The sequence below is a fragment of the Desulfotignum balticum DSM 7044 genome (assembly GCF_000421285.1).
GTDB lineage: Bacteria > Desulfobacterota > Desulfobacteria > Desulfobacterales > Desulfobacteraceae > Desulfotignum > Desulfotignum balticum.
Genome location: NZ_ATWO01000001.1, coordinates 4343021 through 4359493, shown reverse-complemented (window position 1 = coordinate 4359493; position 16473 = coordinate 4343021). Strand labels below are relative to the sequence as shown.

The 16473-nt window shown below is 53.8% G+C and carries 15 protein-coding genes; 7 read left to right on the top strand and 8 right to left on the bottom strand.

Features of this window, described 5'->3' with window-relative positions; genetic code table 11:
- The first annotated feature begins 5 nt into the window (after nt 1-5).
- Nucleotides 6-1484 (top strand): MFS transporter, encoded by a 1479-nt coding sequence (locus K365_RS0121810; protein WP_024336305.1) that lies wholly within the window; start codon nt 6-8, stop codon nt 1482-1484.
- Here K365_RS0121810 and K365_RS0121805 read toward each other — a convergent pair.
- The 8 genes from K365_RS0121805 to K365_RS0121770 form a co-directional block, all read right to left on the bottom strand.
- Nucleotides 1469-2371: a substrate-binding domain-containing protein gene (locus tag K365_RS0121805; protein WP_024336304.1), complete on the bottom strand. Its 903-nt coding sequence runs from the start codon at nt 2369-2371 to the stop codon at nt 1469-1471. The two genes, K365_RS0121810 and K365_RS0121805, sit on opposite strands and share 16 nt — an antisense overlap.
- A 359-nt stretch (nt 2372-2730) precedes the next feature.
- Nucleotides 2731-3519 carry an ABC transporter ATP-binding protein gene (locus tag K365_RS0121800; protein ID WP_024336303.1) on the bottom strand — a complete coding sequence of 263 codons (789 nt, stop codon included), beginning with the start codon at nt 3517-3519 and terminating at the stop codon, nt 2731-2733.
- The gene (locus tag K365_RS0121795; protein ID WP_024336302.1) at nt 3519-4544 is read right to left on the bottom strand and encodes a FecCD family ABC transporter permease; all 1026 of its coding nucleotides are present in this window, start codon (nt 4542-4544) and stop codon (nt 3519-3521) included. The genes K365_RS0121800 and K365_RS0121795 overlap by 1 nt, the downstream gene beginning before the upstream one ends.
- Nucleotides 4545-5591 carry an ABC transporter substrate-binding protein gene (locus K365_RS0121790; RefSeq protein ID WP_024336301.1) on the bottom strand — a complete coding sequence of 349 codons (1047 nt, stop codon included), beginning with the start codon at nt 5589-5591 and terminating at the stop codon, nt 4545-4547.
- A gap of 43 nt (nt 5592-5634) precedes the next feature.
- Nucleotides 5635-6342 (bottom strand): energy transducer TonB, encoded by a 708-nt coding sequence (locus tag K365_RS0121785; protein ID WP_024336300.1) that lies wholly within the window; start codon nt 6340-6342, stop codon nt 5635-5637.
- Between the two features lie 9 nt (nt 6343-6351).
- Entirely contained in the window at nt 6352-6759 is a 408-nt protein-coding gene (locus K365_RS0121780) for an ExbD/TolR family protein (RefSeq protein WP_024336299.1), read from the bottom strand.
- A gap of 2 nt (nt 6760-6761) precedes the next feature.
- Entirely contained in the window at nt 6762-7373 is a 612-nt protein-coding gene (locus tag K365_RS0121775; protein WP_006967654.1) for a MotA/TolQ/ExbB proton channel family protein, read from the bottom strand.
- Between the two features lie 27 nt (nt 7374-7400).
- A complete protein-coding gene (locus K365_RS0121770; protein ID WP_024336298.1) occupies nt 7401-9146 on the bottom strand; it encodes a hypothetical protein in 1746 nt (581 codons plus the stop codon).
- Between the two features lie 185 nt (nt 9147-9331).
- Here K365_RS0121770 and K365_RS0121765 point away from each other — a divergent pair, with 185 nt between their 5' ends.
- The 6 genes from K365_RS0121765 to K365_RS0121740 are packed head-to-tail and all read left to right on the top strand — an operon-like array spanning nt 9332 to nt 16295.
- Nucleotides 9332-11314 carry a TonB-dependent receptor plug domain-containing protein gene (locus tag K365_RS0121765; RefSeq protein WP_024336297.1) on the top strand — a complete coding sequence of 661 codons (1983 nt, stop codon included), beginning with the start codon at nt 9332-9334 and terminating at the stop codon, nt 11312-11314.
- 13 nt (nt 11315-11327) lie between these two features.
- The gene (locus K365_RS0121760; RefSeq protein ID WP_024336296.1) at nt 11328-12077 is read left to right on the top strand and encodes a hypothetical protein; all 750 of its coding nucleotides are present in this window, start codon (nt 11328-11330) and stop codon (nt 12075-12077) included.
- Nucleotides 12074-13087, top strand: coding sequence for a FecCD family ABC transporter permease (locus tag K365_RS0121755; RefSeq protein WP_024336295.1), 1014 nt, complete (start codon nt 12074-12076; stop codon nt 13085-13087). The genes K365_RS0121760 and K365_RS0121755 overlap by 4 nt, the downstream gene beginning before the upstream one ends.
- A gap of 4 nt (nt 13088-13091) precedes the next feature.
- Entirely contained in the window at nt 13092-13940 is an 849-nt protein-coding gene (locus K365_RS0121750; RefSeq protein WP_024336294.1) for an ABC transporter ATP-binding protein, read from the top strand.
- Nucleotides 13937-15034 (top strand): ABC transporter substrate-binding protein, encoded by a 1098-nt coding sequence (locus tag K365_RS0121745; protein WP_006967639.1) that lies wholly within the window; start codon nt 13937-13939, stop codon nt 15032-15034. Before K365_RS0121750 ends, K365_RS0121745 begins: the two co-directional genes overlap by 4 nt.
- 10 nt (nt 15035-15044) lie before the next feature.
- Nucleotides 15045-16295, top strand: coding sequence for a purple acid phosphatase family protein (locus K365_RS0121740; protein WP_024336293.1), 1251 nt, complete (start codon nt 15045-15047; stop codon nt 16293-16295).
- Nucleotides 16296-16473: the final 178 nt, after the last annotated feature.

The following is a 16473-nucleotide window of genomic DNA, read 5'->3' as shown; positions in this document are numbered from 1 at the left end:
TAAATATGAATCAGACCTGGTTGATCAGCGCCGTGCTGCTGGCCCTGTTTCTGGGGGCACTGGATGCCCTGGTCATGTCAGCGGCCATGCCCACCATTATTGCCGAACTTTCCGGCCTGCACCTGTATGCCTGGGTGTATACGGCCTATTTTCTGGCCCGGGCCGTGGCATTGCCGATCTTCGGCAAACTGTCGGATCTGTTTGCCGTCAGGCAGCTGCTGCTGGTCAGTATCAGCATCTTTATTCTGGCTTCCTTGGCTGCCGGCGCGGCCCCGTCCATGGGATATCTGGTGGGAGCCCGGGTGTTTCAGGGCATCGGGTCCGGCGGTATTTTCGCTCTGGTGTATGTGGTACTGTCGGAAGCTGCACCGGAAGGACAGCGGGCCAAAACCCTTTCTCTGGCTTCTTTTATCTGGGGGGTGGCATCGGTGATCGGTCCCACCATGGGCGGGGTGATGGTCAGTTTTTTCTCCTGGCGATGGATTTTTTTCATCAATCTGCCTTTGGGCTTGCTGTCGCTGGCCGGCATTGCCCTGTATCTGACCGAGTTCCGGGAAAAAAAGAAGGACGTTTCGCTGGACTGGTCCGGGCTGGTGTCGCTGACCGGGTTTCTGATGTCCGTGCTGACCCTGGTGATGATCGGGGGACGGGATATCGCCTGGATCTCTTTGCCGTCAGCACTGCTGGCCGTCACTTCCATTGGGTTCGGCATCTGGTTTGTCAAAGCGGAACTGGGGGCGGATGATCCCATTCTGGATCTGCGGTTTTTCAAGCGCAGGGGCTTTGCCATGGGGAACCTGGCCGGGTTCTGTGCCAGTTTTTCCATGTTTTCCCTGTTCGGGTATGCCCCGCTGTTTCTCCAGGGCGCATTGGGTCATACCCCGTTGCAGGTGGGAATGGCCATGCTGTCTTTGAGTCTGGGCTGGTCCGTGAGCTCCCTGATTTTAGGAAGAGTCATGCACCTGACCACCCAGAAAACCGCAGCCCTGGCCGGCGGCATTCTTTTGGCGGCCGGCACGGGACTGACCCTGGGATTTTCCACCGCCACATCCATGCTTCACAGTTTTCTGGTGTTTCAGGTGGTGGGGTTCGGCATGGGTTTCGTGGTCCTGGCTACGCTGCTGAAGGTTCAGAACAGCCTGGGATCATCAGATCTGGGGGTGGCGACATCTTCCCACCAGTTTGCCCGGACCCTGGGAGGCACCTTAGGGGTGGGCGTCAGCGGCGGCATGGTCACGCATCAGCTGCTGAACCGGCTGGAAACCGTGGAAGTGTCTTTGCCGGAAAAACTGATGGTCCAGTTGAAGGAAAACATGGAAAACCTGTTTCGCCCGGAATTTCAGGCCCAGATTCCGGATGCGGCCAAAGCGGTTTTAAAGACAGCCGTGGCCCAGGGCGTATGGAGCACATTTCTGCTGGTGTTTCTGGTGTCGCTGGTGTGTCTGTGCCTGGTTCTGTGCCTGCCGGCTCAGGATGGGGGATAGATCATTTTTCCGGTCATGGACAGGTCATACCCCCCGTATTTTTCAGCGGTCTGCACAATGACTTTTCCTTTCAGCAGAGACAGAAACAACTGGATGCCCTGTTCGAAAAATTTGTCCTTGGCGATGAGCAGGTCGAATCGCTCCCAGCACACGGGAATGAAATCCAGTCCCAGGATATTGGCCACCGGGCGGATGGCCGGTCCGGCATCTGCGTTTCCATTCAGAATTTCCAGGCCCACATCCATGTGCCGGGACAAAAGGGTGTCATATCCCTGAAGATTTTCTCCCTGGATGTCATGTTCCTCCAGCAGTTTGTCAAACAGTTTGCGGGTGCCGGTTCCCAGCTGCCGGTTCACAATATGGATCCCTTGTTTGCCAAGATCTGCGATGGTGCGGATATTTTTGGGATTTCCCTTCTGGAGCACAATGCCCTGTTCCCGCCGGCAGAAATTCACCACGGCCGGCGGGTGATGCATATCGTCTTTGAGAAAAGGAAAATTATATTCATTATTATCCCCGATCAAATGGCTGGAAGCGATGTGGCACAGGTTCTGTTTCAGGGCGTTCAGGCCGCCCAGGGATCCGGCCATGCCGAACATGGCCATGTGGTGTTCATGTTTGATGTTAAAGGTGGCGATGAGTTTGTCCAGCAGCAGATCATTGCTGCCGGCAATGAGCACCAGGCCGTGGTAGGGAGGCAGCTGGGCCGACTGGGGATAATTTTCCGTGCCCGCCTCCACCCACTGCCGGACCAGATGGATGGGAAACAGCCATTTGCCCGTGACTTTGGTGGCGGGCAGCCCTTTTTCAGAGATCAGGGAGTACACCATTTTTTCATTGATGTTTAAAAATTTGGCAATTTCCTTGGTCGTATACAGTTCTCCCATTTCCAGGCCCCTTTGTTTCAAGTCAATATTGGTGCGATTATCATATAAGGGGGATTCATGTTTGTAAAGATCCAAAAACAAAGGAATCAAGGAATCTGTAGCCAAAAAGAGTGCCGCCTGTCCTGCCAGGGTCCGGGGCAGGACAGGCGGCTGGATAATGCGTGCCAAGGAGATGGGGATTGTTATAAGGAAACAATAAATTTATCCTGTGACATTATCCACTAACATGGTTTCGGGACCGCAATTTATCCCGATGTGAAAACAACCTATCTTTTAGGTTATCATTTGTCAACTATTTTTTTAAATAAATCTTATAATTTTTATAAATAACCAAAAATGACTTAAAATAACAAATTATTTTAAGTACCAGAAGATCCCATCCCCTGTTTGGGTAAAAACAATTGTTTCCGGTCTCCGATGGGAATCGCCCGGGTATCGACATCATACAGAGCGGATATGTTTCGGGGTGTCATCACCGTTTGATTCGGCCCATGACATAGAATTCGGCTGTTTTTCAGCATGATGACATCATCGGCAAACAGGGATGCCAGATTGGGATCATGCATGGAAGCCACAATGCACAAATCGGTTGATCGGCACAGCTCCTTAATGGCGGACAGCAGATGGTACTGGTGGTTGAAATCCAGATGATTGGTGGGTTCATCCAGCAGCATGATCTGCGGGTTCTGGGCAATGGCCCGGGCCAGCAGCACGATCTGGCGTTCTCCCCCGGAGATCCGGTTAAAATTTTTATCCGCCAGGTGAAAGGCGTGCAACTGTTTCAGAGCCTCTTCCGCAATTGTGTAATCGTCTGGTTTGGGTGCGGCAGCCGTTCCCAGAAACGGGGCCCTGGCCATCACCACCACGTCGATGACCCGGAAGGGAAAGATTTCCATGTGTTCCTGGGGCACCAGGCTGACGGTCCGGGCGATCTCATTCCGGGACAGGGATGTCATGTCTTTGCCGTCGATGAAAACTTGTCCTTTGGTGGGATGCAAAATCCGGTTCAGACAATGGATCAGGGTGGTTTTCCCGGACCCGTTTCTGCCCAGCACCACGCAGAAACACCCTTTTTCCACGGTAAAAGAGATATCGTACAGCACCGGGATATCTCCATACCTGAATCCAAGTTGGCGGCAGGAAAGCATCAGATCCACCCGGTGTTGCGGTTTTTGTACAAAAAATACCCGAAAATCGGGGCCCCGGTAAGGGCCGTGATAATACCCACGGGAATTTCGGCCGAAGAGATGCTTCGGGCCGCAGAATCGGCCAGTAAAAGAAAAATAGCGCCCAGCAGGGCTGTCACCGGGATCATTTTCTGGTGTTCCGGTCCGGCCAGGGATCGGGCCATGTGGGGTATCACCAGACCGATCCAGGCGATCTGCCCGCAGCAGGCCACAGACACCGCCACCATAAAGGAACTGGCCGTGATCAGGATGAAGCGGAACAGTCCGGGATTCATGCCCAGGGATTTGGCCTGGATATCGCCCAAAGACAGAATATTGAGGCGGAATCCCAGCACAATGAACACAATCAGTCCGGCCAGGGTGAACGGGGCCATGGTTGCGACATGCTCCCAGGAGACCCGGCTCAGGCTGCCCATGACCCAGAAGATGATGCCGGGCAGCTCGTCATAGGGGTCTGAAAAATATTTCACCACCATGAGCAGGGCATTGAAAAACGACATCACCACGATACCGGCTAGAACCAGCACGATCACCGGTTTAATGGAAATCACCCTGGCCAGGCCCAGGCTCAGGCACACGGCAGTGATCCCGAAAAAAAAGGACAACACCTGGACCAGGCCAAAGACATTCGAAGCCAGGATCAGTCCCAGGGCCGCCCCGAACGTACACCCGGCAGAGACCCCAAGGATATCCGGAGATACCAGGGGATTGCGGAACAGGGCCTGGTACACGGCCCCGGACACGGCCAGGGCCGATCCCACCAGCAGGGCCATGAGACATCGGGGCAGGCGGATCCATAAAAAAACCAGCTCCTTGTGTACCAAATCCGCCGGAAGATCCTGCCCTTTTAACAGGTGGAGGCCAAAGGAGACCATCTCCTGCCAGTGGATCTGAATCCGGCCTGAAAAAAGGGAGATCACCAGGGCCGCCGCCAGAACAAGGCCCAGCAGTCCCAGCAATCGGCCGGATGCGCGGGATGGGCTCATTCAGTCAATCACGTCTTCAAGGGTTCCGCCCATCTGGGTCATGGTCTGTCCGAACAGATTTTGGTGAAAGGCATCGGCCTGGGCAAGCACATCAATGTCGGCAAATTGTTCCGGATAGGCTTTTTGGGCCACCCAGAGCGTGGCCAGTACGGCCAAAGGCGACGGAAAGTCCCATGGGGCCAGGCTGGAAGGGCATCGATAGACCTGGTTTTGGGATATGGCGGAAATCCCCTGTAAGGGCGCCAGATCCAGGAGCCGGACCTGACTTTTTTTCATGTGCTGGGACACCACCATGATGTCCGGATTCCATTCCACCAGCTGTTCCGGGGAGATGTCCTGAAAATATCCGGTCAGATGGGACGAGACATTGCGGATCCGGGCCCGGGCAAAAATCTCATCCTGAAGCATGCTCCCGGTGGTGGTGCTGAACAGTCCCAGGGGGGAGGCAAAATACCCGGTTTTTTCCCGGGACCCGGGCAGATCGGCCAGCCGGTCATCCACCAGCGCCAGCACCGCATCCATCTGGTTCCGGACAAAAGAGATCCGCTGGGAATTTCCCATGGCCCGGGCAATGATTTCCATGGCCTGCAAAATGCTGTCAAAGGATTCCGGAAGAATCACGATGCAGGGGATCCCCATGGCCGTAAGTTTTTCCGTGGCAGGCAGGCCGTCGTTCTGGGAATAGAAAATCACCAGATCCGGTTTCAGGGACACCAGGGTTTCCAGGTTGATGCCCATGGATTTGGTACCGACCCCTGGCAGGTGCTGGATATCCGGCCAGACCGATACCTGCAATGGATCTTTTCGGCTTGAGTTGTCCACGCCCACCAGGGTGTTGGCCAGACCCAGGGACAGCACGCACAGACTGGCCGGTTTGAATGTGGTGACCACCCGCTGGACCGGGCCTTTGATTGCAACTTTTCGGCCTGCCATGTCCGTGATGATCCGTTCTTTGCCTGCATTGGCCTGCAACAGCTGGGGGGTGAAAAAAAGACATGTGGCAATGATGAATACAAGGATTTTTTGTAACAGACGGGGTGTCTTCATAATGGAAATTTTTCCTTTGGTTATTCCCAGCGATGCATTGCAATCAGGTCAGTTCAAAAAGAATGTGAATCTGAAATGTGACCGGGGTTTTAAAAAGAGATGCCGGGGGTCTGGGAAACGGGGCCGCTTTTTTGACGGCAGTGACGGCCGCCTCATCCAGATTTTTGTGCCGGGAGGTTTTCACCACCTGAACTTCTTTAAGGGAACCGTCCGCCAGGAGCACGAATTTGACCTTGACACGCCCCTGAATATGCCGGGATCGGGCGGATTCCGGATATTTTTTGACGCTGTGAATCCTTAAATTCAGCATTTCAAAATAGTCCCGGGCCGTGGTGAATTGTGTTTGGACATCCGTGGTATCCGCCACGGATTCCGGCTGGGCACTGAATCCCGTGACCGGCACCGACGCCGCACTCACAGTGTCGGGCATCTGGGGTATCGGAATCTGATCGTTTGTCACGGTGGGTGTCCGGGTCACCACCGGGTCCAGCTTCATTTTTGGGACTTGAAATGGTTTGGGGTAGATGGGCGTGACAGTGGTCTTCTGGACCTGCTGTCGCCGGAGCCGGGGGGAGGGAATGTCCCGGGTGGACGGTTTGGACACCTGCTGCAAGGTGAGTTCGATATAGGACATGGCCCGGTTCTCATAGATGCCTGCCATATGAAGAAAAATCAGGACATGGATGCCAAAAGAAACCAGGATGAACCCATGGAGCAGCCAGTTGACGGACATATGGGAATGCTGTGCCATCCCGGTGACTCAGAGCCCTTTTTCCGTTGCCAGGCTCAGCCGGGCTGCACCCGCGGCCTTGGCAATGTCCATGACCTTGACGGCCTTGTTTAAAATAACGGTTTTGTCCGCCTTGATGATCACCAGGCGGTCCGGATCATTGCCGATTTTTTCTTTGAGCCGGGTATACAGCTGGTCCATGGGGATTTTCTGGTCCGCCATAAAAGCGGTCCCTTCCTTGTCCACAAACACGGTGATCTCCTGTTTGATCTGGGGGGCCGATGCCGTGGCCTGGGGCAGTTTGATCTTGATGCCTTCCTCCACAATGAAATTGGTGGTGAGCAGAAAATAGATCAGCAGCAGAAACACGATATCGATCAGGGAGGTCAGCGGAGCCTGGATCTGGTACCGGTGGGTGTGTTTTTTAAATTTCAGCATGCTTACCGGTCCTTTGCGGCAACGGCTTTCAAAAACAGGACCGAGCCGTTCTGCAGCCTTGCTTCATATTTGTCCACTTTGGACAGCAGATAGGAATGGGCCACCATGGTGGGCAGGGCCACAGCCAGCCCTAACGCCGTGGTGAGCATGGCTTCCCAGATGCCGCCGGCCAGAACCGCGGCATTCACTTTGCCGCCCATGTCCTGGATCACCATGAACGCCTTGATCATGCCGATGATGGTGCCTAAAAGCCCCAGCAGCGGTGCGATGTTGCCGATGGTGGCCAGGGCCTGGAGATAGGCGGACAGGTCTCGGACCTCGTTTTCCGTGGCATTCACAATCACCGATTCCAGGGTGTCTTTGTCCAGGTCCCTTGCCTGGATCGCTTTTTCAAGAATCCGGCCCATGGGAGAGTTGCTCTGTCCGGCCAGGGTCAGGGCATCTTCTTCCATGCCTTTGGCCACCAGATCGGCGATTTTGAGTTCAATTTCCTTTCCCCGCCGCCGGTTGACCGCATACCGGATCATGCGCTCAAAAAAAATGGCCAGAACCAGAACGGAGCAGAACAATATGGGGATGACCAGGATCCCGCCTTTGGATAAAAATGCCAGCATCAGTGTTTGTTTTTTCCTTTCAGCTGATCAGGAATCGGTTTCAGCTTGTTCGATCGTTTCCACAAAATCCGGAATCCCGTCAAAATCCAGGTCCCGTTCGCGTTTCACCATGGCCTGGGTCTTGTCATAGGTTTCCCACAGGTCCGGTTTGCCGTCCAGGGTGGTGTCTTCCTTGACCGTGACCAGCCTGCCGTTTTCGTACAGATACCAGATCTCCACCACACCATCCTGGTTTTTGTCTTCCTCCCCCCGAATCAGGATTTCGCCGGGCGCGTAATACCAGGTCAGCCAGGGGTTTCCCTGTTTCCATTCCTCCAGGGTTTCCAGTTGCCCGTTCTCATCATAGGTTTCCACCAGATCCAGGGTCCCGTCCAGGGTTTCATCCACTTCCTTTCGCCGCAGTATCTCTCCTTTGAAAAAAGAACGGATATCGGGCTTCCCGTTCTGGCTGATGTCCTGGGTCACAATCAAAGACCATTCCGGGTCATCATATCGCTGGGTGGTGTCAAAGTGTCCGTCAAAAGAGGTATCCCGGACCAGATGCGTTTTTTGGCCGTTTTTATAATACACCTTGTGATCCACATTCCCATCCCCGTTTTCATCTTTTTCCACCCGGATCAACACATCATCGGAGTAATACTGCCAGGTATCGGGTGCGCCATTGAATTCGGTGTCGCTGATCAACCGGTCTCTTTGCTGATTTTCGGTGAAAAACACCGCCACATCCGGGGTCCCGTCCCGGTTTTTGTCGATGAGGTTTTTCACGATCCGGTCGTTTTCCATCAGAGAAACGGTTTCAAAAAATTCATCCCCGTCATGGTCATGTGCCACTTTGTAAAGGGTCCCGGACCGATAATGCCTGATCCTGTCGATCTGCCCGTTTCTACTGGTATCTTCCCGGGTCTTCAACACTTTTCCCGTGTCGTCGAAATCGGCGAAAAAATCAGATACGCCGTTAAAATCCAGGTCTTTTTCCTGGAACCGGACCACCCCGTTTGCAAACCGGGTGATGATGTCGAACCGGCCGTCAAAATTGGTGTCCTGCTTTTGTTCCACAGGCTGTTCCTTTTCATACCAGGTGATGTCATCCGGTTTGCCGTTTTTGTTTGAATCCCTTTCCCGGGTTTTCATCTGCCCGTTTTCAAAGGTCAGGGTGGTCTGGTACCGGTCTTTTTGATAGGGGTCTTTCAGTATTTTTTGAATCTGCCCCTGGGTGTCGAAAAAAACGATCCGGTCCAAGGTGCCGTTTTCGTTTTCATCCACTTCCTGCCGGACCGGCAGCTCATTGTCGTAATAGGTGGTGATGTTGACCGTGCCATTGCCGTCGGTATCTTTGGTACTGGAGATCAGCCGGCCGGCCTCAAAATAGAAAAGGGTGTCAAACCGCCGGTCCCCGGTGGTATCTTTCTGAATTTTTTGGATCTGCCCATCGTCGGCAAACAGTGCGACCTGGATCAGGTTTCCCTTTGTATCGCGTTTTTCCTGGCGGACCCTTTTTTCATTTTCAAAAAAATCCGTGCAGTCCATGTGATGGTCTTCGGTTGTATCCCTTTCAATCCTTGAAAGCACTCCCCTGGTATAAAATTGGTGCTTTTCAAAAAAACCGTCCTGATTCTGATCCATATCCACCTGGAGAATGGTGCCGGAATTATCATAAATCAGCACCTGGTCGATGATGCCGTCTTTGTTCAGGTCGTTTTCCACCCGGTTTTCCGCCAGTGCCGTCAAAGGACACAGCCAGAGGATGAGCAAAACAATAGAAAGATAAATCATGGTTCCTGGTTTCATAATGCCGTAGATATATAGATTTGGGTTGTTTTTGTCAATGAATGAGAAATAGTTTTGTATAAATAACCCAAACAAACCATAAACAACTTTTTGGTTGACCTGTGCGGTAAATAGCTATATTGTGGCCAAAATCAAGACCTGTTGAACGAAAAATCAAAAAGGAAGGAAAAATGAAACCAAAAAAATGGTATGTATTCGGCATTGTTTTATGGCTTTATATCGGTATGTCTCTGGCAATGGCTGCCGAAGATGCAAAACAACCATCAACCACGGTTTATTCTCTGGGTGAAGTGGTTGTTTCGGCAGACAGTCCGGAAAATACCCCGGTCAAAACGGTGGAGATCACGGCAGAAGACATTGAAAAACGGCATGCCCTGACCCTGGCCAAAGCCCTGGAACTGTTGCCGGGAGTGGATATCCGGCGGGGCGGCGAAGGGGTCCCCCGGGTCAATATCCGGGGATTCAGAAGCCGGCACACCATTCTGCTGCTCAACGGGATTCCCATGAACTCCACCTATGACAGCCAGTTCGACCCCAACATGATTTCCACGGAAAACATCGCCAAAATCAAGGTGTCCTATGGGGGCCATTCCGTGCTCTACGGCCAGGGAGGGCTTGCCGGGGTCATCAATATCATCACCAAGCAGGGAACAACAGGACTTGGCGGAGATGTGTCGGCAGAAATGGATGAAAACGGCAACCATTACACCAAACTCAATGTGGGGGGCGGCAATGATAAGGTCAGTTTTTTCGGCGCTGTCAACAATTATGATTCCGACGGGTTTCACGTGTCCGACAATTTTGATCCCACCTCCCAGGAAGATGGGAATGAGCGAAACAACAGCGACAGTGAACGGTTGAGTCTGTTCGGCAACCTGGTGTACCAGATGACCGACGAGATTGAAATGGGCCTGACATTGGAAAGGACGACCGGCGAGTATGGCACACCCCCCATGACTGTGGATGACAAGAAAGATCCGTTCTACAAAAAGCCGAAATACGATCGCACCGAGGATTTAGAAACTCTTTCCGGTCAGGTGTCCATGAGTTACACCCCCAAAGGGATGTTCGGTTTCAGAGGCTGGGTGTTTGCCAACACAAACGACCAGGAAAATGCCCGGTACGATGATGACACCTACAGCACCATGACCAAGAAAAACACCTATCAAAGCAACGATGAAACAAAAATAAAAGGGGCGGCCTTTCAGACCCGTGCGGATTTCGGAACCGCTGGGAATGCGGTGCTGGGGCTTTCCACCGAGGCCAGTGACTACACATCTGATTTCAGAAATGTGGACAAGGACAACGTCCCACCCACCGCCTATTATTACGATCATGGTCTGGACATGTATTCAGCGGCACTGGAATACAATGTGCGGCTGCTGTCAAAACTGGGGGTTACGGCCGGGTACAGCCACCACTGGCAGACCAAAGATGAGGGAAGTGATGTGGACAAGGGAAGCTATATGGCCGGTTTGAGTTATGATCTGACCGACAGCACCATACTGCGGGCCTCCTATGCCAGAAAGATCCGGTTTCCGGATATCAAGCAGCTGTATGATCCCAAATCCGGGAATGCCGATCTGGTGCCTGAAGAATCCAAAAATTACGAAGCCGGCATCACCCAGCGCCTTTTCGGGGACATGACCCTGGATCTGGCGGTGTTCAAACATGACGTATCCCAGTATATTGAAAAAAATGATGCCACCGAGCTCTACAAGAATTGGGAATCTTATGAATTCAAGGGATTTGAGATCTATCTGTTCAAGCCGTTTCTCACCTCCGGCACCATCGGTCTGGGGTATTCCTATCTGGACACCGAAGACAAGTCCGCCGGGGCCCAAAGAGATGAACTCCAGTACCGGCCGGCCCATAAATACACCCTGGATGTGGGATATACCTGGGATTTCGGCCTGAGAGTTCATGCAGACATCCTGCACACGGCCGACCAGTACTACTATTCCGATAACTTTGACAAGGGCAAACTCAAGGACTATACCCTGGTGAACGTGAAACTGGAACAAAAAGTCTACAAGGATTCGGTATTTCTCTACCTAGGACTGGATAACCTGACGGATGAAAATTATGAAGAATCCTATGGGCTGCCCCAGGCCGGCCGGACCGGATATGCCGGTATCCGGATGACCTTTTGATGGAGAGTGCGAGATGAACTACATGGTGTGCATCGATGACACGGACATGCCCGGCACCCGGGGGACCGGCTGGCTGGTGGAGGATCTGTGCCGCATCCTAACGGCGGAAAAACTGGCCGCCACCAAGGCCATCAGCCGGCATCAGCTGTATGTGCACAAGGATATTCCCTATACTTCCCACAACTCCGCCATGGGGTTTGAAATGATCCTGGAACCCCGGTATTATGATGCGGTCATGTCCCTGTTTCAGATATTTCTGGAAACCCGCACGGAAAAAGGGTCTGATCCCGGTCTGTGTGTGGTGCAGCTGTCTGATTCCCTGGATGACGAAAGCCTTGCGGCTTTTGGAAAAGCCGCCAAAAACCGGGTATTGACCAAATCGGACGCTTATTCTCTGGCCGCCAGAACCGGGGTTCACCTGTCGGAACACGGGGGCACCGGTCAGGGCGTGGTGGGTGCCCTGGCCGGCATCGGGCTGCGGCTTTCGGGAAATGACGGCCGGTACCGGGGATGGTATCATCTGGGAAGGCCCGGGGATATCGTCAGTGTCGGGGCTTTGTGCGAATATCCCTTTGTGGATGCCCTGGTCACCTGTGACGGACATTATCTGGCTCTGGATACCCGGGTCATGATGGGCTCTGAAAAAACCAAAACCGTGCGCATGGGCCACCGGCAGGTGATCGTGGTGGCCCCCTGCAACGATCCGGCATGTCCGGGCATTGCATACCGCACCATTACCAAAAAGGAAGCAAAAAAGTATTGAGATCCTTCCGGCGGCACCGGACCCTGTGGTATGGGCTGATGGCCGTATTGCCGCTGGTGCTGGGTGCCTGTTCCGTTTTTCTGGGGCGGTATCCGGTGTCGGTCCGGGATATCGGTGCACTGGCGGCTGCGGCATGGACCGGGCAGACGATGGATCCCACCCATTTCAGCGTGATCGTTCATGTCCGGCTGCCCCGGATCATTCTGGGCGCCTTGGTGGGAGGGAGCCTGGCCGTGAGCGGGGCCGCGTTTCAGGGATTGTTCCGCAATCCCCTGGTCAGTTCCGGCATGCTCGGGGTCAGCTCCGGGGCCGGGTTCGGGGCGGCCCTGGCCCTGATTTTGTTTGACCGGTATGGGTATGTGTATCCGTTTGCCTTTGGATTCGGGTTGCTGGCAGTGCTGCTGTGCTTTTTCATCGGCCGGCTTACCGCATCCACCCAGGCGATCACCCTGGTGCTGGGCGGGGTGATCGTGGGATCGATTTTTTCCGCCCTGATCTCTTTGCTCAAATATCTGGCAGACCCGTATGATGAACTGCCGGCCATTGTGTTCTGGCTCATGGGCAGCCTGTCCCGGGCCGAATACGACCATATTCTCACCGCCGGGATTCCCATGATGGCAGGCTCCCTGGGCCTGGTGATCGTTCGCTGGCGCCTGAACGTGCTGGCCATGGGAGACCGGGAGGCCCATTCCTTGGGGCTCAACGTCAATGCCAACCGGATTTTCATCATTGTCTGCGCCACCCTGGCCACTGCCGGGGCCGTGTGTGTGAGCGGTGTCATCGGGTGGGTGGGGCTGGTGGTCCCGCACATGGGCCGGATGATCATCGGCAACGACAACAAAGCATTGATCCCCGTGGCATTTTGCATGGGGGCCGCGTTCCTGATTCTGGTGGATGATATCAGCCGCCTGATCAGTACCAGTGAAATGCCCCTGGGGATTCTGACCTCTCTTTTGGGCGGCCCGTTTTTCATTTACCTGCTCAGGCGGACCCGGGGCCGGGAGTGGTGATGCAGTGAAATACAATCCAGATCAGATCCTCATTGAAATGAAAAATGCGGCGTTTTCTTTCGGCCGGATACCGGTTTTCCGGCAGGTGAATCTGAAAATTGCCAGAGGCGAGGTGTTCTGTCTGCTGGGACCCAATGGATGCGGAAAAACCACCTTGATCGACTGTATGCTGGGCATACGCATTTTGGACACGGGCCACCTGAACTTGATGGGGCAATCCCAAGCCCGGTACTCTCCCAAAGAGACCGCCCGGGTCATGGCCTATGTGCCGCAGAAGCACGACCGGCATTTCTCTTTTTCCGTAATGGATCTGCTGCTGCTGGGAAGAACCCCCTATACCGCTTTTTACGCCTCACCTGGAAAACAGGATATTGAAAAAGCGCAAACCATTCTGGAGATGTTTGGGCTGTCTCATCTGAAGCACCGGGACTATACCCGGTTGAGCGGGGGTGAGACCCAGCTGGTGATGATCATGAGGGCCCTGATTCAGGAGACCCCGGTGATTGTCATGGACGAACCCACCTCTCACCTGGATTTCCGGCATGAACTCATCGTTCTGGAAACCCTGGCCCGCTTGATCCGGGAGCGCCGGATCACTCTGGTGATGGCCACCCATTTTCCCAACCATGCCTTTTATTTTGAAAATGCCGGCATTCCGGTCAATGTGGCATTCATGGGAAATCAGAGTGTGAAGCCGTCGGGCACGCCTTCCAGGGCGCTGACACAGGAAAACCTGGCCCGGTTCTACCACATCGAGACTTTGGTGATGACCCATACCCTGCCGGGAAAAGGACCGATCAAACAGATTATCCCAATTAAAACCCTGGACCTTGAAACGGACGGATCTGCATGAAAAAACTTACCCTGAATCGGATATGGATGCTCGTTTTCCTGCTGCTGCCGGTTGCGGTGGCAGAGGCCGGCCCGGCAGCCGGAACCGATTTTGTCACAACAGAAGATAAGGCTGTGACGGTCACGGACTTTTTCGGCCGGACCCTGACACTGGATCGGCCGGCCGATCGGTTCGCCTGTCTGTACGCATTCACCGGACATGTGGTCACGCTTCTGGGCAGGGGCCGTGATATGGTGGCGGTGGTGGACGGGCTGAAAAAAGACCGGCTGATCCGGCAGCGGATGCCGGGTATCGATGCTTTGCCCATCCCTGCCAAAGGCGGCGTCATTCATATAGAAACCCTGTTGAAGGCAGACCCGGATATGGTATTTCTCAAACCGGAAACCGCAGCGGCGGAAGCGGAAACTCGGAAACTGGAACGATTCGGACTGCCTTATTTTGTGGCGGGGTACCGTAACATGGAAGAACAGATGACCACCATCGAGATGATGGGAAAAATCTGCGGCCGGTATGATGCGGCCCGGGCCTATACCGAGTATTACCGGAACATGATCCATACCGTGACGCAACGCACCGGCAAAATACCGGAAAATCAGCGGGTACGGCTGTATCATTCGGTCAATGAAGCTCTCAGAACCGATGCCCCCGGAACCATTGAAGCGGACTGGACCCGGGCGGCCGGGGTTGTCAACGTATCTGTGGGAGACCGGCTGCATGCCAGGGGAGACAAATTTTTTGCCGGCATGGAACAGATTCTGATCTGGAACCCGGAGGTGATCATCGTAAACGAGGCCGAGGTGGATCAAGAGATTTTGCAGGACAAAAAATGGGGTGCCGTCAAAGCGGTCCGGGAAAAAAACGTGTTTCCCATCCCTGTGGGCATTTCCCGGTGGGGGCATCCCGGCAGCCTGGAAACACCCCTGGCCATTCTGTGGACCGCCAAAACCGTTTATCCGGAGCTGTTTTCCGACATTGATCTTGAAACAGAGATCAAACAATTTTACCATCGATTTTTTGATCTGGTTCTGACAGATGAGATGGTGCAAAACATTTTGAGCAACCAGGGGATGCGTCAGGCTTTGGACACCCGGTAAAGGAGGACAAATGAAACGATTTGAAAACATACCCCTGAGACGGATCATCGCAGCATGGTTTCTGGTGCTGGTTTTCACAGGTCCGGGATTTACAGACACCCCGGCGGCAGCAGATTCCTTTCCGGAACGGATCGTCCTGAATCTCACCCAGACCCCTCATCTGTCACAGGCGGTCACGTGGCGGTCCGGAGAAAAAGGCGAAATCCCGGCCGCTCAGATCGTGCCGGTATCCCATTTGCTGGAGGCGGAATCCCATGCGGTCACAGTCAAGGCGGATACCTGCCAGATAGAAATTGATGAATCACGGGATGTGTTTCATCATTCCGTGGTGTTTGAATCACTGGTTCCGGGCACGGAATATGCCTACCGGGTCGGGAATGATCCGCACTGGAGCGAATGGAGTCGGTTCAAAACCGCATCCGGCCGGAATGACCCGTTCCGGTTTGTTTTTTTCGGTGATATCCAGGAACAGGTCGCGGCCCTGGGATCCCAGCTGTTCCGGTTGGCCGTTATGGCAGTGCCGGATGCGGCATTCTGGCTGTTTGCCGGGGACATGATGGACAATGGACCGGATGACCGGGAATGGGCCGGGTTTTTTGAGGCGGTTTCCTGGATGCCGAAAACCTTTCCCATGCTGCCGGTGCCGGGGAATCATGAATATCCGGATCCCCGGATCATCCCGAGAGATGAACGACGGATCACCCCGCTGTGGCGGCCCCATTTCACGTTGCCGGACAACGGCCCGCCAGGTCTTGAGGAAACCGTGTATTGGCTTTCTTACCAGGGGGTGTGCTTCATCATTCTCAACGGCAATGAGCCGATGGATGCCCAGGCTGAATGGCTGGAAACCGTCTTGTACCGGAACACCGCCTGGACCATTGTTGCCATCCATCAAACGGTCTATCCCATTTCTACCCGCCGGCATGACACCACCATCCAGGAAATACTTGTGCCGATTTTTGACCGATATGCCGTGGACCTGGTGCTCCAGGGCCATGACCATGGATACGCCCGCACCAAAGCCTTAAAAAATCACCAGCCCGTGACCGGCAAAGAAAAAGGCACGGTGTACATCATTTCCAACAGCGGGCCTAAGTTTTATCCGGTCAGTGACCGGTATGATCATCTCATGGCCAGAACCGGGTCAAAAGAAATGCTGTTTCACACCATTGACGTGGATGAAACCACACTGCGGTTCACCGCGTTTGATCTGATGCAGCAGCCTGTGGATGAGGTGGTGATTCACAAAAATATCCCATAAATCAGACATTGTTTTTCCTTTTTTTCTGATACAGGTCCTGGGGTGTCTGGTTTTTGTCTGTACGCCATCTGCACGCCAGAGAGAAATATTTATCTATCCATCTGTTTTTTTGAGATATTCTATGTCTTTGTCCGGTGCGGCATACATTGTGCTAATGAGGACAACCTTTACCTGAAAC